Raw genomic sequence first — 21,986 nt, forward strand, 5'->3', positions numbered from 1 at the left:
GATGAAGGCCAAGTGCTATAAGAATGTGTCGGCTGACCGGCGCATTTCTCCAGCGGGCCGCGAAAAACAATCCGGGGGTGGCGCAAGAGTGCCGTCCCAGAGCCTTTTGCTCACGGAACGGCAGTGCTGGCGGATCAGCGCAGCGGGATGCTGACCGACTGCAGACGCTTGCCGTCGCGGTCGTGATAGTGAACCTGCAGACGGTCGGCCTCCACCACCAGGTGGGCGAAATTGTCCTGGCTGATCACCTGACCGGTCAGTTCATGTCGGTAATCGCCGGTCGCGGTGCAGGCCAGCGGCTTGTCGAGGATGAAGGTGGACGCCTTGGCGTAGGGCAACAGCATGCTGTTGTGCAGCGGCGAGGACACGACGGTGTGCACCTCGAAGTCCGGATCTTCGCTGTGGCTCAGGCGGGCGGTCAGCGAGCCGTGCACGTCGCCGCTGACGAACACGACATTCTCGATCCTGTGCCGGCGGATGGTCTCCAACAGGCGCAGGCGCTGCTCGGGGAAACCCATCCAGGCATCGTCGCCGTTGAGCTTGCGGTCCGGGTAGAACATCACGCTGGTGACCACGAACTTCACCCGCGCCGGGCTGTGGATCAGCCACTTGAGCAGGGCCTGCTCCTGTTCCTCGTCGAGGATGCGCCGGTCGCCGGCTGCCAGGTTGCGCCGGGTGCGGCTGTCGGTCACGAACCATTCGATGTCACCGTCGGCGAACCGATACCAATAGCGTTCGGGTTTCGCGCGATTGATTTGCGACTGTTCATCCAGCTCATGTGCCGGGCTATGGCTGACCTGGTAACTTTCGTAGGCGGCCATGGCATTGCGAAACAACGCGTGATCGTTCTTTGTGGCATTGGCCGGCCAGTTGTCTTCGATCTCGTGGTCATCGAGGATCATGTAAGTGGAAGTGCCGGACATTAGTTGCCGAATGTTCGGTTGAGAGAACGCAGTTCGATACTTTTTATGAATGTCCTCGTGTTCCCGATCCGGCGCGATCCGGTTCAGGTCATCGACATAGACTTGATCCCCGGTCATCAGCATGGCGCTCACCGGCGGTTGCGCATCATGGGCCAGCCGATGGATCGACGCGAAGATCCGGTCACCCAGAGCGGGCAGCGTGGCGATGCCGGCGGTCATCCGCAAGTAGCGGCACGAACCCACGACATAGGCCCGGGGCTGCGACCGCTTGCCCGAGCGCGTACGCAGGCGATAGGTCGCCCTGGGCCATTGCAGCGGCAACTCCGCGACGCTCTCCACGGTGTGCGCCGGACTCATCGGGCTGAACCAGCCCGCCTGGTATTCGTGTTCGGTGTCTTCGCTCAAGTTGTTGAGCGCCACGACGCCTGACATGTCACTGCATGCATCGAGTTTGACGAAAGTTGCGTTTGACCAACGCGCTTCGCCGATCTTTCGATAGCGGACACCGGCAAATACCGGTGTGTTTCCATTGTGCTCGCCGCGAATGAATATCCGGGCGTGATGAGTTGTTACGTGGCCGAGAATCGGCCCAACGGTCGGTTTGAACATGTTCGAATCCATTCGAATGTAGGTGGAACAAAAAGAAACAGGCAATGAAGTTTCTGGGTGAACTTTTGCGCGCCAAGGTTAGTTGCGGGGCTTAAAAAAATATCGACGGGAAGTCGACCCGGGCTGTGGCCGAAGTCAGCGTGGCTTGTGGGAATAAGCGCTGCGAAGGCGGGTATTCAGGGCAAAAAAAGCCCCGCCAAAGGCGGGGTTGAGGTACGGGCGTGTGGCGCCCGAAATCGTGCGGCGTTCGGCCCTCCGTGGCGGGAGGGCCGAGCGTTTTACAGCAGGATGGTGCGGATGTCCGCCAGCAGGCTGCCCAGGCGCTGGGTGAAGCGTGCGGCGGCGGCGCCGTTGATCACACGGTGATCGTAGGACAGCGACAGCGGCAGCATCAGCTTCGGCTGGAAGGCCTTGCCGTCCCAGACCGGCTGGATGGTTGCCTTGGAGACACCGAGGATCGCCACTTCCGGCGCGTTGACGATCGGCGTGAAGCCGGTGCCGCCAATGTGGCCGAGGCTGGAGATGGTGAAGCAGGCGCCCTGCATCTCGTCCGACGACAGCTTCTTGGTCCGGGCTTTCTCAGCCAGGGAAGCGGCTTCGGCAGCCAGTTGCAGCAGGCTCTTCTGGTCGACGTTCTTGATGACCGGCACCAGCAGGCCATCCGGGGTGTCGACGGCGAAGCCGATGTTCACGTACTTCTTGCGGATGATCGCCTTGCCGCTCGGGGCCAGCGAACTGTTGAAGTCCGGCAGTTCCTTGAGCAGGTGCGCGCAGGTCTTGAGCAGCAGCGGCAGGATGGTCAGCTTGACGCCGGCCTTCTCCGCAACGGCTTTCTGGGCGACGCGGAAAGCTTCCAGCTCGGTGATGTCCGCCGAGTCGAATTGCGTCACGTGCGGCACGTTCAGCCAACTGCGGTGCAGGTTGGCGGCGCCGACCTGCATCAGGCGGGTCATCGGCACTTCTTCGATCTCGCCGAAGCGGCTGAAGTCCACGGCCGGGATCGGCGGGATGCCCGCGCCGCCGGTCGCGCCGGCAGCGGCGGCCGGGGCTTCCTTGGCCTTCTGCATCATGGCCTTGACGTAGACCTGCACGTCTTCCTTCAGGATGCGACCGTGCGGACCGCTCGGGCTCACGGCGCTCAGCTCGACGCCGAACTCGCGGGCCAGCTGACGCACGGCCGGACCTGCGTGAACCTTGGCGCCCGGTTTGGCTGGGGCGGCGACCGGAGCGGCAGCGGCAGGTGCAGCGGCAGCCGGAGCAGCAGCGGCTGGTGCCGGAGCGCTTGGGGCAGCAGCAGCGGCAGCTGGAGCCGGGGCAGCAGCCGGAGCGGCGCCCTTGACCTTCAGCTTCAGGATCAGGTCGCCGGTGCCGACTTCGTCATCCAGCTTGATGGAGACGCTTTCCACCACGCCGGCGGCAGGCGATGGAATCTCCATGCTCGCCTTGTCGGATTCCAGGGTGATCAGCGACTGGTCGGCTTCGACGCTGTCGCCGGCCTTGACCAGCACTTCGATGATCTTGGCCTTGCCGGCCGAGCCGATGTCCGGAACGTGGATGTCCTGGACGCTGTCGGCCACCGGCGCCGCAGGGGCGGCAGCCGGGGCAGGCGCGGCAGCGGCGGGCGCCGGGGCAGCCGCCTGGGCCGGAGCGGCGGCAGGGGCCGCAGCGCCCGCCACTTCCAGGTCCAGGATCAGGTCGCCGGTGCCGACTTCGTCGTTGAGCTTGACGCTGATGGCCTTGACCACGCCAGCGGCGGGCGACGGGATCTCCATGCTCGCCTTGTCGGATTCCAGGGTGATCAGCGACTGGTCAGCCTCGACCTTGTCGCCGACCTTGACCTGGATCTCGATGATCTGGGCCTTGCCCGACGAACCGATGTCCGGCACGTGCACTTGCTGCACCGAAGCGGCAGCAGGGGCTGCAGCTGCCGCAGGGGCGGCAGCCGGTGCAGCGGCAGGCGCGGCGGCCGGAGCAGCAGGGGCGGCAGGCGCAGGGGCCGCAGCGGCGGCGCCCTCGACTTCCAGCTCCAGCAGCTCGTCGCCTTCCTTCAGGCGGTCGCCCAGCTTCACTTTCAGGCTTTTGATGACGCCGGCCTTCGGGGCCGGCACTTCCATGCTGGCCTTGTCCGATTCCAGGGTCAGGATGCTCTGGTCGGCTTCGATGCGGTCGCCGACCTTCACAAACAGTTCGATTACTTCACCTTCACCGCTGCCGATGTCAGGTACGCGAATGAGTTCGCTCACAGAGTTTCTCCTCAGCAGTCCAGTGGGTTGCGTTTTTCCGGGTCGATGCCGAACTTGACGATGGCCTCGGCCACCACCTTAGGTTCGATATCGCCGCGGTCAGCCAGGGCTTCCAGGGCTGCCAACACCACGAAATGACGGTCGACTTCGAAGAAATGACGCAGTTTCTTGCGGCTGTCGCTGCGGCCGTAGCCGTCGGTGCCCAGGACCTTGAACTCCTTGGACGGCACCCACTGACGGATCTGCTCGGCGAACAGCTTCATGTAGTCGGTGGAGGCGATGACCGGACCCTTGCGGCCGTTCAGGCACTCTTCGACATAGCTCTTCTTCGGCTTCTGGCCCGGGTGCAGACGGTTGCTGCGCTCTACGGCCAGGCCGTCGCGACGCAGTTCGTTGAAGCTGGTGACGCTCCACACGTCGGCGCCGATGTTGAACTCTTCACGCAGGATCTTCGCCGCTTCACGCACTTCGCGCAGGATGGTGCCGGAGCCCATCAGCTGAACGTGGTGCGCCGCATCGCGGGTGTCTTCTTCCAGCAGGTACATGCCTTTCTTGATGCCTTCTTCGGCACCGGCCGGCATGGCTGGCTGCTGGTAGGACTCGTTCATCACGGTGATGTAGTAGAAGACGTCCTGTTGCTCTTCGGTCATCTTCTTCATGCCGTCCTGAATGATCACCGCCAGCTCGTAGCCGTAGGTCGGATCGTAGGTGCGGCAGTTCGGGATGGTCGCGGCCAGCATGTGGCTGTGACCGTCTTCGTGCTGCAGGCCTTCACCGTTGAGGGTGGTGCGGCCGGCGGTGCCGCCGATCAGGAAACCACGGGTACGGCTGTCGCCGGCCGCCCAGGCCAGGTCGCCGATGCGCTGGAAGCCGAACATCGAGTAGAAGATGTAGAACGGCAGCATCGGCTGGTTGTGGCTGGAGTACGAAGTACCGGCCGCGATGAAGGAGCTCATGGCGCCCGCTTCGTTGATGCCTTCCTCAAGGATCTGACCTTTCTGGTCTTCCTTGTAGAACATCACCTGGTCTTTATCGACCGGCTCGTAGAGCTGACCGACGGACGAGTAGATGCCCAACTGACGGAACATGCCTTCCATGCCGAAGGTACGGGCCTCGTCCGGGATGATCGGCACGATGCGCGGGCCGATTTCCTTGTCCTTGACCAGTTGCGCGAGGATGCGCACGAACGCCATGGTGGTGGAGATCTCACGGTCGCCCGAACCATCGAGGATGGCCTTGAGGGTGTCCAGGTCCGGGGTCGGCACGCTGAAGCTCTGCGCGCGGCGCTGCGGCACGAAACCGCCCAGCGCGGCGCGGCGCTCGGCCAGGTAACGGGCTTCGGCGCTGCCTTCTTCCGGCTTGAAGAACGGCAGGTTTTCCAGGTCTTCGTCCTTGACCGGGATGTCGAAGCGGTCGCGGAACAGCTTCAGGCTGTCGACGTCGACCTTCTTGGTGTTGTGCGCGGTGTTTTTCGCTTCGCCGGCGCCGGTGCCATAACCCTTGATGGTCTTGGCCAGGACAACGGTCGGCTGGTCTTTGTGGTTGACCGCTTCGTGGTACGCCGCGTAGACCTTGTACGGGTCGTGGCCGCCACGGTTGAGCTTCCAGATCTCGTCGTCGGACAGGTCGGCGACCATGGCCTTGAGTTCAGGCGTGTTGAAGAAGTGCTCGCGGACGAACGCGCCGTCCTTGGCCTTGTAGTTCTGGTATTCGCCGTCGATGACTTCGTCCATGCGGCGCTGCAGGATGCCGTCGACGTCCTTGGCCAGCAGCGGATCCCAGAAACGGCCCCAGATGACTTTGGTCACGTTCCATTGGGCGCCGCGGAACACGCCTTCGAGTTCCTGGATGATCTTGCCGTTGCCGCGGACCGGGCCGTCGAGGCGCTGCAGGTTGCAGTTGATGACGAAGATCAGGTTGTCCAGCTTCTCGCGGCCGGCCAGGGAGATCGCGCCCAGGGATTCCGGCTCGTCGCACTCGCCGTCGCCCAGGAAGCACCAGACTTTCTGCTTGCCCGGCTGGATGAAGCCGCGGTGCTCCAGGTACTTCATGAAGCGCGCCTGGTAGATCGCCTGGATCGGGCCCAGACCCATGGACACGGTCGGGAACTGCCAGAAGTCAGGCATCAGCCATGGGTGCGGGTAGGACGACAGACCGTTTCCGTCGACTTCCTGACGGAAGTTGTTCATCTGGTCTTCGCTGATGCGGCCTTCCATGAACGCACGGGCGTAGACGCCCGGAGAGGTGTGGCCCTGGAAGTAGATCAGGTCGCCGCCGTGCTCGTCGGTCGGGGCCTGGAAGAAGTAGTTGAAGCCGATGTCGTACAGGGTCGCACTGGAGGCGAAGCTGGAGATGTGACCACCCAGGTCAGAATCTTTCAGGTTCGTGCGCATTACCATGGCCATCGCGTTCCAGCGCACCAGCGAGCGAATGCGGCGTTCCATGAACAGGTCGCCTGGCATGCGTGCTTCGTGGGTGACGGGGATCGTGTTGCGGTAAGGCGTGGTGATGGCGTAAGGGAGCTGCGAGCCGCTGCGGGTCGCCAGTTCGCCCATACGGGTCATCAGATAGTGAGCACGGTCTTCGCCTTCTTTGTCGAGAACCGATTCCAGGGCGTCCAGCCATTCCTGGGTTTCGACGGGATCGAGGTCTTGCATGGCTTGCTCCAGGGCGGAAAGGCTTCCAGAATCGGTTGCCTGAGTTGCGACTGGCCTTGTGGGCAGACGATTTAAAATTCTTGGATTGCCGACAGGTTGTTCCGGCGGCGTGTAGTTTTACTACAAATGATCCGGCATTTCAGCCTCCCGGATGTATAGACGAGTAGTAAAACTACAGATGAAAGGCTTGTGGCCTCGGACTGCGTTGTGAGAATAATCGTTAAGCTTGGTCGTTTTCCATCTGAAGAAGGTGAAAGTTTGATGCTGGCTGCCAAAGAGAAAGAAATTTCAGCTATTTCTCACTTTTGTTCGACACTCCTTCGCGTAGCGGTTTTTCACTCGTCACTACAAACGGCCGTTCACACGCCGATCAAGGATAGACCATGACCCTGCCTGCGCTTGCCGAACTGCCCGCCATTCTCCTGCCGTTGGTCAGCCGATCCGAGCAGTCGTTCCGTGCCGCCGTCGGTGTCCTGGACGACGACCATGGCCTTTCGACTTGGACGCCCGAGCGCTGGTCACAATTCGCCCGAGTCACGGCGGCCAGCGACTTCGTCATTGAACAGAGCCTGCGTGACCCTTTGATGTTGCTGTCGCTGGTGCGCTGCGGCGAACTGGACCGGCCGTTCGCCCCCGGCGAGCTGTGCGGGCAGATCGCCGACGCCGTGAGCGCCGCGCAGACCGACGACGAACTGGGGCGTGTCCTGCGCCGTCAGCGCGCCCGGCACCAGGTAAGGATCATCTGGCGCGACCTGACCCGCCAGGCCGACCTGGCGCAGACCTGCCGCGACCTCTCGGACATGGCCGACGCCTGCATCGACCAGGCCTACCGCTGGCTGTACGAGCGCCACTGCACCCAGTTCGGCACGCCCACCGGCCGGCGCAGCGGCCAGCCGCAGCCGATGGTGATCCTCGGCATGGGCAAGCTCGGCGCGGTCGAGCTGAACCTGTCGTCCGACATCGACCTGATCTTCGCCTACCCCGAAGGGGGCGAGACCGTCGGCGTGAAACGGCCGCTGGACAACCAGGAATTCTTCATCCGCCTCGGCCAGCGCCTGATCAAGGCCCTCGACCCGATGACCGTCGACGGCTTCGTGTTCCGCGTCGACATGCGCCTGCGCCCTTACGGCTCGTCCGGGGCGCTGGTGCTGAGCTTCAATGCGCTGGAGCAGTACTACCAGGACCAGGGTCGTGACTGGGAACGCTACGCGATGATCAAGGCGCGGGTGGTGGCCGGCGACCAGGCGGCCGGCGCGCAGTTGCTGGAGATGCTGCGTCCGTTCGTGTACCGGCGCTACCTGGACTTCTCCGCCATCGAAGCCCTGCGCACCATGAAGCAGCTGATCCAGCAGGAAGTGCGGCGCAAGGGCATGGCCGACAACATCAAGTTGGGCGCAGGCGGCATCCGCGAAGTCGAGTTCATCGCCCAGGCCTTCCAGCTGATCCACGGCGGCCGCGACCTCAGCCTGCAGCAGCGCCCTCTATTAAAGGTGCTGGCCACGCTGGAGGGGCAAGGCTACCTGCCGCCGGCGGTGGTCAGCGAGTTGCGCGAAGGCTATTTGTTCCTGCGTTACACCGAGCACGCCATCCAGGCGATCGCCGACCGCCAGACCCAGATGCTGCCGGACGGCGCCCAGAACCAGGCGCGCATCGCTTTCATGCTCGGCTTCGCCGATTGGGACGCCTTCCACGAAAAGCTCATGTTCTGGCGCGACCGGGTGGCCTGGCATTTCGCCCAGGTGATCGCCGATCCGGACGAGGAAGAGGGTGCCCCGAGCGAAGTGGCGGTCGGCGGCGAATGGCTGCCGCTGTGGGAGGAGGCCCAGGATGAAGAGGCCGCCTGCCGTCAGTTGGAGGAGGCCGGGTTCGCGGACGCGACCAAGGCCCTGAAGGCGTTGGCCAACCTGCGCGGCAGCGCCCAGTTGCGGGCGATGCAGCGCTTGGGGCGTGAGCGCCTCGATGCCTTCATTCCGCGCCTGCTGGCCCAAGCGGTGGAGCACGACAACCCGGATCTGGTGCTGGAACGGGTGCTGCCGCTGGTCGAAGCGGTGGCCCGGCGTTCGGCCTACCTGGTGCTGCTGACGGAAAACCCCGGCGCCTTGCGCCGCCTGCTGACCCTGTGCGCCGCCAGCCCGTGGATCGCCGAGCAGATCACCCGGTTCCCGCTGCTGCTGGACGAACTGCTCAACGAAGGCCGGCTGTTCAAGCCGCCGCTGGCCCCGGAGCTGGCGGCCGAACTGCGCGAGCGCCTGACCCGGATCCCGGAGGACGACCTCGAACAGCAGATGGAAGCGCTGCGCCACTTCAAGCTGGCGCACCGCCTGCGTGTCGCGGCCTCCGAGATCGCCGGCAGCCTGCCCTTGATGAAGGTCAGCGATTACCTGACCTGGCTGGCCGAGGCGATCCTGGAGCAGGTGCTGGCCCTGGCCTGGCGCCAGACGGTGGCCAAGTACGGCACGCCGCTGCGCACCGACGGCACGTTGTGCGATCCCGGCTTCATCATTGTCGGTTACGGGAAAGTCGGCGGCATCGAGTTGGGGCATGGTTCGGACCTGGACCTGGTGTTCATCCATGACGGCGACCCCCAGGCGGAGACCGACGGGCCGAAGCCGATCGACGGCGCGCAGTTCTTCACCCGGCTGGGCCAGCGGATCATCCATCTGCTGACGGCGCAGACCAACTCCGGCCAGCTCTATGAGGTGGACATGCGCCTGCGGCCGTCCGGGGCGTCGGGCCTGTTGGTGAGTTCGCTGGGGGCGTTCGCCCGTTATCAGGAAAACGAAGCCTGGACCTGGGAGCATCAGGCCCTGGTGCGGGCGCGGGTGCTGGTGGGCAGCCAGGATGTCGGCCAGGCCTTCGAGGGCGTGCGCGCCCAAGTGCTGGGCAAGGCGCGGGATCCGGCGACGCTGCGCCAGGAAGTCAGCGAGATGCGCGCCAAGATGCGCGACAACCTCGGCAGCAAGGCCACCGCCGCCGGCACCGGGGCGAATGCCTTCGAGGCCACGGCGCCGTTCGACCTCAAGCAGGACGCCGGAGGTATCGTCGATATTGAATTTATGGTGCAATACGCGGCCCTGGCGTGGTCGCAGAAGCACCCGCCGCTGCTGCGCTGGACGGACAACATCCGCATCCTGGAGGAGTTGGAGCACGAAGGGCTGATGCCCGTCGAAGACGCCGCGCTGCTGCGCGAGGCCTACAAGGCCTACCGCTCCGCCGCCCACCGGCAGGCCTTGCAGAAAGAGGCCGGGGTGATACCGGGCGACCAGTTCGCGGACGAACGGCGACAGGTGATGCGGATCTGGCGCGGGCTGGGGTTGAGCTGACACCGCTCTGTCGCCACATTGATTATCCCTGTGGGCGCGAAAGCGGATGGCAGGCCCGCACCGATGTCGGATGCGACGGCCCCATCGCCGGCAGGCCGGCTCCCACAGTGGCTCTACAGTGTTTGTAGAACTCTCGAGGCGGGGAGGCGTGATGCCTCCCCGGTTCGTTTTTGGAAACCACATGAATATTCTGATCGTTGGGCCCAGTTGGGTCGGTGACATGGTGATGGCCCAGACACTCTTCCAGTGTCTGAAGCAGCGTCACCCGCAGTGCGAGATCGACGTGCTGGCCCCCGAGTGGAGCCGGCCGATCCTTGAGCGCATGCCAGAGGTGCGCCAGGCCTTGAGCTTCCCGCTCGGCCATGGCGTGCTGGAACTGGCGACCCGTCGGCGGATCGGCAAGTCCCTGGCCGGCCGGTACGACCAGGCGATCCTGCTGCCGAACTCGCTGAAGTCGGCGCTGGTGCCGTTCTTCGCCGGTATCCCGAAGCGCACCGGCTGGCGCGGCGAGTTCCGCTACGGCCTGCTCAACGACGTGCGCACCCTCGACAAAGAACGCTACCCGCTGATGATCGAGCGCTTCATGGCGCTGGCCTATGACGCGAACGCCGAACTGCCCAAGCCCTATCCGCGCCCGAGCCTGCAGATCGACCCGGTGACCCGCGAAGCGGCGCTGGCCAAGTTCGGCCTGACCCTCGACCGCCCGGTGCTGGTGCTGTGCCCCGGCGCCGAGTTCGGCGAAGCCAAGCGCTGGCCGTCCGAGCATTACGCCAAGGTCGCCGAGGCGCGGATCCGCGAAGGCTGGCAGGTCTGGCTGTTCGGTTCCAAGAACGATCACGCGGTCGGCGAAGACATCCGCGCCCGGCTGATTCCCGGCCTGCGCGAGGAATCGGTCAACCTCAGCGGCGGCACGTCGCTGGCCGAGGCCATCGACCTGATGTCCTGCGCCGACGCGGTGGTGTCCAACGATTCGGGCCTGATGCACGTGGCCGCCGCGCTGAACCGCCCTTTGGTGGCGGTGTACGGCTCGACGTCGCCGGGCTTCACCCCGCCGTTGGCCGACCAGGTGGAAATCGTGCGGCTGGGTCTGGAGTGCAGCCCGTGCTTCGACCGCACCTGCCGGTTCGGCCACTACAACTGCCTGCGCCAACTGATGCCGGATGCGGTGACCGACGCCTTGCTGCGTTTGCAGGGCAACGTGGTCGAGGTTCATTAAGTTGCGGGTACTGCTGATCAAGACTTCGTCGCTGGGTGACGTGATCCATGCGTTGCCGGCGCTGACCGACGCGGCCCGGGCGATCCCCGGCATCAAGTTCGACTGGGTCGTGGAGGAAGGCTTCGCCGAAATCCCGAGCTGGCACCCGGCCGTGGGCAAGGTGATTCCGGTCGCGATCCGCCGCTGGCGCAAGAACCTCTGGCAAACCGTCAAGAGCGGCGAGTGGAAACGCTTCAAGCAAAGCGTGCGGGCGGCCAAGTACGATCTGGTGATCGACGCCCAGGGCCTGCTCAAGAGCGCCTGGCTGACCCGTTACGTCAAGGCACCGGTGGCGGGCCTGGACAAGGGCTCGGCCCGCGAGCCGATCGCGGCGCGGTTCTACGACCGCAAGCTGGCGGTGGCCCGCGGTCAGCACGCGGTCGAGCGGGTGCGCCAGTTGTTCGCCATCGCCCTGGGCTATGACTTGCCCAAAGGTCTGGGCGACTACGGCCTCAACGTCGAGCGCCTGGTCGAGCTGCCGCGCAAGAGCGCCTACGTGGTGTTCCTGCACGGCACCACCTGGGACACCAAGCACTGGCCGGAAGCCTACTGGCGCGAGCTGACCGAGCGGGTCGGCTACCTCGGCGTCGGCGTGAGGCTGCCGTGGGGCAACCCGGTGGAGAAGGCCCGGGCCGAGCGTATCGCCGCCGGCTTCAGGCACGCCGAGGTGCTGCCCAAGCTCAACCTGGCCGGTGTCGGCAAGGTGCTGGCCGGCGCCCAGGCCTGCGTGGCGGTGGACACCGGCCTCGGCCACCTGGCCGCCGCGCTGGATGTGCCGACCCTGTCGCTGTTCGGCCCGACCAATCCCGGCCTGACCGGCGCCTACGGCAAGGTGCAGATCCACCTGGGCAGCGATTTCCCCTGCGCGCCGTGCCTGCAGAAGAAATGCACCTACCAACCGACGGCCGAAGACGCCCGTCAATTCGACCTGAAACGCGAGTCGCCCCTGTGCTTCACGCGTGTGAACCCCGAGCGTGTCGCCAGCCGACTGAGCACGTTGTTGATGGCTGAGGAGCTGCGCTGATGCAATTGGCATTTGTCCTGTACAAGTATTTCCCGTTCGGCGGCCTGCAGCGCGATTTCATGCGCATCGCCCTCGAATGCCAGAAGCGCGGCCATGCGATCCGCGTCTACACCCTGATCTGGGAAGGCGACGTGCCGCCCGGTTTCGAGGTGCTGGTGGCGCCGGTCAAGGCGCTGTTCAACCATCGGCGCAACGAAAAGCTCAGCGCCTGGATGGAGGCCGACCTGGCCAAGCGCCCGGTGGACCGTCTGATCGGCTTCAACAAGATGCCGGGGCTGGACGTCTACTACGCCGCCGACGGCTGCTTCGAAGACAAGGCGCAGAACCTGCGCCATTCGCTGTACCGCCGCTGGGGCCGTTACCGCCACTTCGCCGAGTACGAGCGGGCGGTGTTCGCCAAAGATGCGAAGACCGAAGTGCTGATGATTTCCGAAGTGCAGCAGCCGCTGTTCATCAAGCATTACGGCACGCCGGTGGAGCGCTTCCACCTGCTGCCGCCGGGCATCGCCCAGGACCGTCGGCGTCCGGCGGATGCGGACGAGATCCGCGCCGGTTTCCGCGCCGAATTCAACCTCAAGGATGATGAGCTGCTGCTGGTGCAGATCGGCTCCGGCTTCAAGACCAAGGGCGTCGACCGCAGCCTGAAGGCGCTGGCCGCGCTGCCGGCGGAACTGAGGAAACGCACCCGGCTGTTTGTAATCGGCCAGGATGACCCCAAATTGTTCCAGATGCAGAGCGCCACCCTGGGCCTGGGCGACAACGTGACGTTCCTCAAGGGGCGCAGCGACATCCCGCGTTTCCTGCTGGGCGCGGATCTGTTGATCCACCCGGCGTACAACGAGAACACCGGGACGGTGCTGCTCGAAGCCCTGGTGGCCGGCCTGCCGGTGTTGGTCAGCGCGGTCTGCGGCTACGCCCACTACATCGCCGAGGCCGACGCCGGGCGGGTGCTGGACGAGCCGTTCGACCAGGCGCAACTGACCCGCTACCTGGCCGACATGCTCGGCGACGCCTCGGCGCGGGCGGCCTGGAGCCGCAACGGCGTGGCGTTCGCCGGGACGGCCGATCTGTACAGCATGCCGCAGCACGCGGCCGATGTGATTCTGGCGGAGCACGCTTAAATGAAGTTGATGCTGGCTGAACCGTTCAAGAGCCTGTGGGCCGGCCGCGATGCGTTCGCGCAGGTCGAAGGGCTCAAGGGCGAGGTCTACCGCGAGCTGGAAGCCCGCCGGACATTGCGCACGGAAGTCGACGGCAACGGTTATTTCGTCAAGATCCACCGGGGCATCGGCTGGGGCGAGATCTTCAAGAACCTGCTCACCGCCAAGCTGCCGGTGCTCGGTGCGGGCCAGGAATGGCGAGCCATCCAGCGCCTGCAGCAGGTTGGCGTGCCGACCATGACCGCCGTCGCCTACGGCGAGAAGGGCAGCAACCCGGCGGGCCAGCATTCGTTCATCGTCACCGAGGAGCTGGCGCCGACCGTCAGCCTCGAAGACTTCAGCATCGACTGGGTCCGGCAGCCGCCGCAGCCTGCGCTCAAGCGCGCGCTGATCGCCGAGGTCGCGCGCATGACCGGCATGATGCACCGCGCCGGCGTGAACCACCGTGACTGCTACATCTGCCACTTCCTGCTGCACACCGACCGACCGGTCACCGCCGGTGACCTCAAGCTATCGGTGATCGACCTGCACCGCGCCCAGACCCGCCCGGCCATCACCCGGCGCTGGCGCGACAAGGACCTGGCGGCGCTGTACTTCTCCGCGCTGGACATCGGCCTGACCCGCCGCGACAAGCTGCGTTTCCTCAAGGGCTACTTCCAGCAGCCGCTGCGCCGGATCCTCGCCGAAGAGGCGTCGCTGCTGAGCTGGCTGGAGGGCAAGGCCAACAAACTCTACGCACGCAAGCAACGTTACGGGGATGCGCTCTGATGGCGGGTTGGAACCTTGAGCCGACTTACCGCGACCTCAGCGCAGACTTCGGTTCCCTCGAAGCGGTGTTCGCCCTTCAGGGCGAGCGCCTGACCCGCGATCCGCTGTCGGAGGTCATCCGCGTGCAGCGCGACGGGGTCAACTATTACGTCAAGCGCTACTCCGGCGCCGGCAAGGGCCTGCGCCGCTACATCGGCAAGCCGCGGGTGAAGATGGAGTGGCAGAACCTCAAGCGCTTCGCCAAGTGGGGCATCCCCACCGCCGAAGTGGTGGCCTGGGGCCTGGAGCGCCGGGGCGCGGCCTATGCCCGCGGCGCGATGATCACCCGCGAGCTGCCGCGCACCGAAGACCTTTCGGCGCTCGCCGAGCGCAACGATCCCAAGCTCAAGGACCGCGCCTGGGTCGACGGCATCAGCCGGCAACTGGCGGTGTACACCCGCACGATGCACGACCACCGCTTCACCCACAATGACCTGAAGTGGCGCAACCTTTTGATCGACGACCAGGCGCAGCTGTTCCTGATCGACTGCCCCAACGGCGACTTCTGGCGCGGCTTCTGGCTCAAGTACCGGATCACCAAGGACCTGGCCTGCCTCGACAAGGTGGCCAAGTATCACCTGTCGAACACCCAGCGCCTGCGCTTCTACCTGCAATACCGTCAGCGTGACCGGCTCAATGCCGCCGACAAGAAGCGGATCCGTCACGTGGTGAGATTTTTCGAGGGACGCGAATGACTGATTTCCTGGCCGCTGAAGACCGTGCGCTGCTGGAGCGCCACGGCCTCGGCACCTTCGAGGCGCTGTGGGCCAAGCAGCTCGACGCGGTGGACGAGCCGAACACCGACGGCGGCGGCTGGAGCAGTGTGTACAGGCTGGAGCTCGAAGGCTGCGGCTACTACCTCAAGCGCCAGAGCGACTACCTGACCCGCACGTTGCACGCGCCGTTCGGCGAGCCGACGTTCGCCCGTGAGTTCCGCAACATCAGCCGGTACCGCCAGCTCGGCATCCCGGCGTTGCAGGCGGCGTTCTTCGGCGCGCGCAAGGTCAACGGCGAAGTCCGTGCGATCCTGCTGACCCGCGCCCTCGACGGCTGGGACGACCTCGATTCGCTGCTGCAGCGCTGGTCGGATCTGGGCGCGGCGCAGCAGTCGGCCATCCTCAAGGCCTGCGGCCAACTGGCCCGTCACCTGCACGGCAGGCGCCAGGTGCACGGCTGTTTCTATCCCAAGCACATTTTCCTCAAGGCCGACGGCGCTGCGTATCAGGCGCAACTGATTGACCTTGAGAAGACCCGTCCCTTGCTGTTCGGCCTGCGTGACCGGGTCAAGGACCTGGAGCCCTTGCTGCGCCGCGCGCCGGAATGGAACGAGGCGCAGTTGCGCGAATTGCTGGCCGCCTATCTCGACCAGCCGGCCGACGCATCGCTGGTCGACAGCTGGGTCACGCGCCTGACCGCACGGCGCAGCCGCAAGGAGACCCGCTGATGCAGTTGTCTGAACTCAAGGATGCCGGACGTACGCCGCCGCTGCCGTTGACCGTGTCGCTGGCCGATGCGGCGGGGCCGGCGGACCTGCAGCTGCTCAGCCTGCTGCGGGTGCTGCCGGGGCAGCGTTATGTCGGCGCCGGCGTGTGGCGCGGCCGGCCGGTGCTGGCCAAGCTGCTGGTGGGCGGCAAGGCGGCGCGGCATTTTCAGCGTGAGCTGGATGGCGTGCAACGGCTCGCGGCCCAAGGCATGACCACGCCGTTGCTGCTGGCCGACGGCCTGAAGGACGGTGAGGGCGGCTGGCTGCTGTTCGAGTTCCTCGAAGGCGCCGAAAGCCTGGGCGATGCGTGGCGCCAGGTCGAGTCGCTGCCGGTGTTGGCGGACGAACAGTCGGCGGTGCTGGCCGAGGCGCTCGGCGCCATCGCGCAGTTGCACGGCAAAGGCCTGTGGCAGGAAGACCTGCACCTGGACAACCTGTTGCGCCATGGCGGGCAGCTGTACCTGATCGACGGCGCCGGCATCCGTGCCGAAAACGTCGGCCAGCCGCTGTCGCGCCAGAAAGTGCTGGAGAACCTCGGTGTGTTCTTCGCCCAGTTGCCCCCGTCGCTGGCGCCGTTCACCGAAGAATTGCTGGTGTATTACCTGCTGGGCAACAGCGAGCACGCGCTGCCGCTGGAGGCCTTGCAGAAGCAGATCGACAAGGTGCGCGCCTGGCGCCTGAAGGACTACCTGACCAAGGTCGGCCGCGACTGCACGCTGTTCAGCGTGGTGCGCGGCGCGTTCGGCCTGCGCGCGGTGCGCCGCGAAGAAGAGCCGGCGATGCTTCCGGTGCTGGAGCAGGCCGATGCCTTGCTCGACCGTGGCCACCTGTACAAGACCGGCGGTGCGGCCAGCGTCGGCAAGGTCGAGGCGGCCGGGCGCACGCTGGTGATCAAACGCTACAACATCAAGGGCTTCGCCCATTGGCTCAAGCGGTTCTGGCGGCCGAGCCGGGCCTGGCATTCGTGGCGCGAAGGCAATCGCCTGGCGTTCCTCGGCATCGCCACGCCCAAACCGCTGGCGGTGCTGGAAACGCGGTTTTTCTGGCTGCGCCGCAAGGCCTACCTGATCACCGAGCATCTGGCGGGGCCGGACATCATCGAGCGCTTCGCGCCGTACGTCGAAAGCGGCGAGGCCCCGGAGCCGGAACTGAAGGCGCTGGACCTGCTGTTTGCGCAACTGATCGCCGAGCGCATCAGCCACGGTGACTTCAAGGGCCACAACCTGTTCTGGCAGGGCGACCGTTGGGCGCTGATCGACCTGGACTCGATGTGCCAGCACGGATCGGCCAGCCGCTTCGCACCGGCCTACGCGCGCGACCGCGCACGGTTCATGCGCAACTGGCCTGAGGGCAGTGCGTTGCACCGGGTGATTGATCAGCGGTTGCCTAAGGATGTATTGGGCGCTGCGTGATTGTTCGTACGCACGTAAGAAATTTCTGCAATGGAATCGGGCAAGGCATGTGGTGACAAATCCTAGTGACTTGTCCTACGGCCTTGTCAGAAGCGATGAGCTGCCCCCCCGTAAAGCCCCGATGCTAGTTTGCCCCGATGTTTCTGGAGGGCAAATCTTGAAGATCAAAATGGTTGTGACCGCTGGTCAATCTGTCGATGTCCGGCGCCCTCTGCGCGATGCTGCTGCCCTGCGCGATCTATTGCCAGTCCAAGGACTGCGAAAACCATATTTGCTGGCGAACAAGCCTTAGGTGATTCCATTGCCCTCGGCCTGTCAGTACGGCGATTTCATCGTTTATGTCGATGAGAGCGGTGATCATGGGATGCAGACTCTGGATCGCAACTATCCAGTCTTTGTGCTCGCGTTTTGCGCCTTTCATAAAAAGCATTATTGCGAGAAAGTCATTCCGGCCCTGCAGAAGTTCAAGTTCACCCATATGGGGCACGATTTGATTGGTCTGCATGAGCTCGAAATCCGTAAAGAAAAAGGAGCGTTCTCCGGTCTGTTCGTATCCAGGGAGCACAAGAATGCTTTTCTTGAGGAACTGACCTGCATCATTGAGGCCAGCAACTTCGTTCTGATCAGTTGTGTGATAGACAAAGCTTCACTTCGTGAAAAACAAGGCCTGGGCCACAACCCGTATCACCTTGCTCTCGGTTTTTGTCTGGAAACGCTCTATGAGTTTTTGCAGGAGAAGAATCAGCAGCAGGCACTGACGCATGTGATTTTCGAGCGCCGGGGGAGGCGAGAGGATAACGAGCTTGAGCTGGAGTTTCGCAGGATGTGCAGTGGTGCGAACCGATTGGGCATTCAACTGCCGTTTGACATCGTGTTTGCCACCAAGCAGGTCAACTCCACGGGATTGCAACTGGCTGACCTTGTTGCGAGGCCCATTGGCATGAGCGTACTGAGGGCGGGGCAAGAGAATCGAGCTTTCGATGTGCTCAAACGCAAGTTCTATTGCAGCGGTGGTCGGAACAAAGTTGGAGAGGGTTTCGAAAACTGGGGGCTGAAGCTTTTCCCGTCTCCAGAAAGCGAAAAGCCCCGGTGATCTCACCGAGGCATTAACGCCGACCGGGATCTCCCAGTCCATTTGCGCCTGAGTCTATGGCGGGGGATGCGGCATGTCAACGCAGCTTCCGGCCAGTTCCCGCTAGAGGTTTGTCGGTGCTTTTAAGCTATAATCCCGCCCTTTAGCTGTCTCTCGCCCGGTGCGAGGGCACATCATCTTTTCAAGGCGCACCGCGCCTGCATGCAGACTAAAGAGGCTAGACCCCTGTGGCATTGACGATTCTTGGCCTGTCCGGCGCCCTTAGCCATGATCCTTCCGCAGCCTTGTACATCGACGGCAAGCTGGTGGCGGCGGCTGAAGAAGAGCGCTTCGTGCGCGATAAACATGCAAAGAACCGCATGCCCTACGAATCGGCGAAGTTCTGCCTGGAACAGGCCGGCATCAAGCCGTCCGACGTTGACGTGGTGGCGATCCCGTTCGCCCCGATCAGCCTGTTCGGCAAGGCCCGCTGGCACTACGCCAAGCGTTACTGGTACGCCCCGGACCGCGCCCTCGACGCGATCCTGATGGGCAACCGCCGCTACAAGCGCTACCGCAAGAAGATCGTCTGGTGCCTGGAGCAACTGGGCTTCGATCCGAAGAAGATCAAGATCGAGCCGGTCGAGCACCACCTGGCCCACGCCTCCAGCGCCTACCACTGCTCGGGCTTCAAGGAGAAGACCGCGATCCTGGGCATCGACGGCAAGGGCGAATACGCCACGACCTTCTTCGGCTACGGCGAAAACGGCAAGATCCACAAGATCAAGGAATTCTTCGATCCGGACTCCCTCGGCGGCCTGTACGGCGCGATCACCGAGTTCCTCGGCTTCGAAATGCTCGACGGCGAGTTCAAGGTCATGGGCATGGCGCCGTACGGCGACGCCAGCAAGTATGACTTCTCGCGCCTGGCCTCGTTCGAGAACGGCGAACTGGTGATCAACACCGACTACGCCAACGTCATCGGCCTGCGCCGCTACAAAGAGAAGGGCAAGGGCTTCTACTTCTCGCCGAAGCTGATCGAATGGCTCGGCCCGAAACGCGAAGGCGACATCGCCGACGAGCCGTACATCCACTACGCGGCGAGCATGCAGGCGCTGTTCGAGAAGCTGGCCCTGCAGATGATCGACCATTACCTGGGCGACGTGCTCAAGGAAACCGGCAAGCTGGCCTTCGCCGGCGGCTGCGCCCTGAACGTCAAGCTCAACCAGAAGATCATCGCCCGCGACGACATCAAGGAGCTGTTCGTGCAGCCGGCCTCCGGCGACGCCGGCACCGCGGTCGGCGCGGCGGCCTATGTGTCCCACGCCCGCGGCGTGCCGGTCGAGAAGATGGAGCACGTCTACCTCGGCCCGTCGTACAGCAACGAAGACGTGATCGCCGCGTGCGCCCGTCACGAGAACAAGCCGGTCTGGCGCAAGCTGGACAACATGCCCGAGCAGATCGCCAAGATCATGGTCGACGGCAACCCGGTGGCCTGGTTCCAGGGCCGCATGGAGTTCGGTCCTCGCGCGTTGGGCGGGCGTTCGATCATCGGCTGCCCGAGCGTCGAGGGCGTGGCCGACCGGATCAACCACCAGATCAAGTTCCGCGAGCGCTGGAGGCCTTTCTGCCCGTCGATGCTCGACACCGTCGCGCCGCAGATGATCAAGATCGACCACCCGGCGCCGTTCATGACCTTCACCTTCGAAGTGGCGGAAGAGTGGAAGACCCGCGTGCCGGAAGTCGTCCACGAAGACGGCACCTCCCGTGCCCAGGTGCTCAAGCGCGAATACAACCCGCGCTACTACGACATGATGAAGGCGCTGGAGAACCTGACCGGCAACGGCGTGTCGCTGAACACCTCGCTCAACCGCCGCGGCGAGCCGATGATCTGCTCGCCGACCGACGCGCTGAACATGTTCTTCGGTTCTGATCTGCAGTACCTGATCATGGAAGACATTCTGGTGGTCAAAGAAGGCGCAAACGCTTATGACACGCTCGGCTGAACGCCATGTGCTGCAGTTCTGCCACGGCTATGACGGGCCGTTCCTGGACTGCGCGCGGCAGTACGCCAGCCTGTTCGCGGGCACCGGCTACCGGGTGACCACGGTCTTCCTGACCGGGGCCGCCGACAGCGAGGTGGCCGCGGCCTGCGCTTCCGACGAAGTGCTGTTCATGGAATACAGCTCCAAGGCCATCCGTGGCCTGAAGCTGGGCGCCATCGGCGATCTGCGCAAGATCGCCGCTTCGCGCAACTTAAGTTTCTGCATCGCCCATCGCTTCAAGCCGATCTACATCGCCTTGCTCGGCACGTCGCTGCCGGTGATCGGCGTGCACCACGCGTTCGGCGACTACAAGCGCGGTTCGCGCAAACTGTTCGCCCACATCTTCCGCAAGCGCCTGAGCCTGCTCGGCGTGTCGGATGCGGTGCGCGACGACATGCGCCGCTGCCTGCCGAAATGGCCGGCGACCCGGATCCAGACCCTCTACAACCGCATCGATGTGGGTGCGCTGCAGACCCGTCAGGTCTCCGCCCGCGAAGCCCGGGAAACCCTGGGGCTGACGGCGGATGCCTGGATCGTCGGCAACGTCGGCCGCCTGCACCCGGACAAGGACCAGGCCACCCTGTTGCGCGGTTTCGCCGCGGCGTTGCCGGGGCTGCCGGCCAACAGTCAACTGGTGATCCTCGGCAAGGGGCGACTTGAGGACAGCCTCAAGGCCCTCGCCCGGGAACTGGGCATCGGCGACCGGGTGCTGTTTCTCGGCCAGGTGCCGGAGGCGCGCAACTACTTCCGCGCCTTCGATGTGTTTGCCTTGAGCTCCGACCACGAGCCGTTCGGCATGGTGCTGCTGGAGGCCATGGCCGCCGGCGTGCCGTTGCTGGCGACCGCCTGCGGCGGGGCGAAGGAAGTGGTCGAAGGCGTGGGGATCCTGTTCCCGCTCGGCGATGCCGAACACCTGGCCCAGGGCCTGCAGCACCTGGCCGGCATGGACGAACAGCAGCGCCGCCAGTGCGCCGAACTGATGTTCGACCGGCTGCGCGAGCGCTTCAGCGACCGTGCGGTGCGCGACACGTTCTGGCGCTTGCCGCAAGTCACCGATCTGGCACCGAGGGGCTGATGCTCAATCGTTTTCAAGGCTGGCGCGAACGTGGCTGGTCGCCCGTCGACGCCTCCACTTATGCACAGGCCTGGCAGCGTTTCGGCGGCAGCGTCGCGACCCACCCGATGGTGGTCGAGCGTCTGGCGGCCCTGGCCGGGATCCCGGTGCGTTACCTGGCCTGGGAGCAGCACGGCGAGATCAAGGCCGCGATCCCGACCTGGGGCCGCGATCTGGCGCTGTCCAAGGACGTGCTCAAGCGCAGCGGCAAGAAGGGCCTGTTCGACCTCGGCAACGCCGAGCTGATCCTGCCGGCGGCGCCCGACGCCCAAGCGCCGCTGCGCCATCGCGGCCGCTACCTGTCGGCGCTCAACGAAACCCGCTTCAGCGGCCTCAAGCCGCAGGCCGAACAGCTGGCCATGGCCCGCACCCCGGAAGAACTGTCGAAGAAATTCCGCTACAACCAGCGCCGCGAACTGCGCCTGCTGGAAGAGGCGGGCGGCGTGGTGCGGCCGGTGGGTGGGTTCTCCAGCAGCGAGCTGGCGGCGATCTACTGCGACCTGTTCCAGCGCCGTTGGGGCTTCCCGGCCACCGGCGCGGCGCGGATGGCCGAGGTGATCGAGCTGTTGCGCGAGTTGCTGATCGGTTCGGTGATCTTCCTCAACGATGCGCCGATCGCCATCCAGTTGGTGTACCGCGTCGAAGCGCCGCAATGGATCAGCGTCGAATACATCAACGGCGGCGTCGATCCGGAAACCCGCGAATTCAGCCCAGGCAGCGTGCTGAGCTTCCTCAACACCCAGAGCGCCTGGGAAGACGCCCGGGCGCTGGGCAAGCCGCTGCGCTTCTCCTTCGGTCGCGCCGACCGTGAATACAAGGACCGCTGGTGCAATCCTGTGCCGGTGTTCACCGTATGAGT

15 protein-coding genes are annotated in these 21,986 nt (G+C 64.6%); 12 read left to right on the forward strand and 3 right to left on the reverse strand.

The window, feature by feature from the left end; all coding sequences use genetic code 11:
* Positions 1 to 134: 134 nt before the first annotated feature.
* The 3 genes from CAG29_RS20785 to aceE all read right to left on the reverse strand — a co-directional run bounded on the left by CAG29_RS20785 (position 135) and on the right by aceE (position 6,432).
* Positions 135 to 1,532 (reverse strand): alkaline phosphatase D family protein, encoded by a 1,398-nt coding sequence (locus CAG29_RS20785; protein WP_085640370.1) that lies wholly within the window; start codon positions 1,530 to 1,532, stop codon positions 135 to 137.
* A 278-nt stretch (positions 1,533 to 1,810) separates the two neighbouring features.
* Positions 1,811 to 3,775, reverse strand: coding sequence for a dihydrolipoyllysine-residue acetyltransferase (gene aceF, locus CAG29_RS20790; RefSeq protein ID WP_085640368.1), 1,965 nt, complete (start codon positions 3,773 to 3,775; stop codon positions 1,811 to 1,813).
* A gap of 11 nt (positions 3,776 to 3,786) precedes the next feature.
* Entirely contained in the window at positions 3,787 to 6,432 is a 2,646-nt protein-coding gene (aceE, locus tag CAG29_RS20795) for a pyruvate dehydrogenase (acetyl-transferring), homodimeric type (protein ID WP_085585318.1), read from the reverse strand.
* 383 nt (positions 6,433 to 6,815) lie between these two features.
* Between aceE and glnE the strand changes: the two genes are divergently transcribed.
* From glnE to CAG29_RS20855, 12 genes are all read left to right on the forward strand, one after another.
* Complete coding sequence (glnE, locus tag CAG29_RS20800; protein ID WP_085695067.1) at positions 6,816 to 9,755, forward strand: bifunctional [glutamate--ammonia ligase]-adenylyl-L-tyrosine phosphorylase/[glutamate--ammonia-ligase] adenylyltransferase; 2,940 nt, start codon at positions 6,816 to 6,818, stop codon at positions 9,753 to 9,755.
* A gap of 181 nt (positions 9,756 to 9,936) precedes the next feature.
* Positions 9,937 to 10,971, forward strand: a complete 1,035-nt coding sequence (gene waaF, locus CAG29_RS20805) for a lipopolysaccharide heptosyltransferase II (RefSeq protein ID WP_085640364.1) — start codon at positions 9,937 to 9,939, stop codon at positions 10,969 to 10,971.
* Between the two features lies 1 nt (position 10,972).
* The gene (waaC, locus tag CAG29_RS20810) at positions 10,973 to 12,034 is read left to right on the forward strand and encodes a lipopolysaccharide heptosyltransferase I (RefSeq protein ID WP_085585313.1); all 1,062 of its coding nucleotides are present in this window, start codon (positions 10,973 to 10,975) and stop codon (positions 12,032 to 12,034) included.
* Positions 12,034 to 13,155: a glycosyltransferase family 4 protein gene (locus CAG29_RS20815; protein ID WP_085631002.1), complete on the forward strand. Its 1,122-nt coding sequence runs from the start codon at positions 12,034 to 12,036 to the stop codon at positions 13,153 to 13,155. The genes waaC and CAG29_RS20815 overlap by 1 nt, the downstream gene beginning before the upstream one ends.
* Positions 13,156 to 13,962, forward strand: coding sequence for a lipopolysaccharide core heptose(I) kinase RfaP (rfaP, locus tag CAG29_RS20820; RefSeq protein ID WP_085585309.1), 807 nt, complete (start codon positions 13,156 to 13,158; stop codon positions 13,960 to 13,962). It abuts the gene before it with no gap.
* Positions 13,962 to 14,696, forward strand: a complete 735-nt coding sequence (locus tag CAG29_RS20825; RefSeq protein ID WP_085585307.1) for a lipopolysaccharide kinase InaA family protein — start codon at positions 13,962 to 13,964, stop codon at positions 14,694 to 14,696. Before rfaP ends, CAG29_RS20825 begins: the two co-directional genes overlap by 1 nt.
* Positions 14,693 to 15,445: a lipopolysaccharide kinase InaA family protein gene (locus CAG29_RS20830; protein WP_085585305.1), complete on the forward strand. Its 753-nt coding sequence runs from the start codon at positions 14,693 to 14,695 to the stop codon at positions 15,443 to 15,445. Before CAG29_RS20825 ends, CAG29_RS20830 begins: the two co-directional genes overlap by 4 nt.
* A complete protein-coding gene (locus CAG29_RS20835; RefSeq protein WP_085695068.1) occupies positions 15,445 to 16,896 on the forward strand; it encodes a lipopolysaccharide kinase InaA family protein in 1,452 nt (483 codons plus the stop codon). Before CAG29_RS20830 ends, CAG29_RS20835 begins: the two co-directional genes overlap by 1 nt.
* Before the next feature lie 292 nt (positions 16,897 to 17,188).
* Entirely contained in the window at positions 17,189 to 17,989 is an 801-nt protein-coding gene (locus CAG29_RS20840) for a DUF3800 domain-containing protein (RefSeq protein WP_085585301.1), read from the forward strand.
* A 227-nt stretch (positions 17,990 to 18,216) separates the two neighbouring features.
* The gene (locus CAG29_RS20845) at positions 18,217 to 19,974 is read left to right on the forward strand and encodes a carbamoyltransferase (RefSeq protein WP_085585299.1); all 1,758 of its coding nucleotides are present in this window, start codon (positions 18,217 to 18,219) and stop codon (positions 19,972 to 19,974) included.
* On the forward strand, positions 19,958 to 21,088 hold the full coding sequence (locus CAG29_RS20850; RefSeq protein WP_085695069.1) for a glycosyltransferase: 1,131 nt from the start codon (positions 19,958 to 19,960) through the stop codon (positions 21,086 to 21,088). The genes CAG29_RS20845 and CAG29_RS20850 overlap by 17 nt, the downstream gene beginning before the upstream one ends.
* Entirely contained in the window at positions 21,088 to 21,984 is an 897-nt protein-coding gene (locus tag CAG29_RS20855) for an antimicrobial resistance protein Mig-14 (RefSeq protein WP_085585295.1), read from the forward strand. Before CAG29_RS20850 ends, CAG29_RS20855 begins: the two co-directional genes overlap by 1 nt.
* The last annotated feature ends 2 nt before the right edge of the window (positions 21,985 to 21,986 follow it).

It is taken from the genome of Pseudomonas sp. B7(2017) (assembly GCF_002112745.1).
Taxonomy (GTDB): domain Bacteria; phylum Pseudomonadota; class Gammaproteobacteria; order Pseudomonadales; family Pseudomonadaceae; genus Aquipseudomonas; species Aquipseudomonas ekonensis.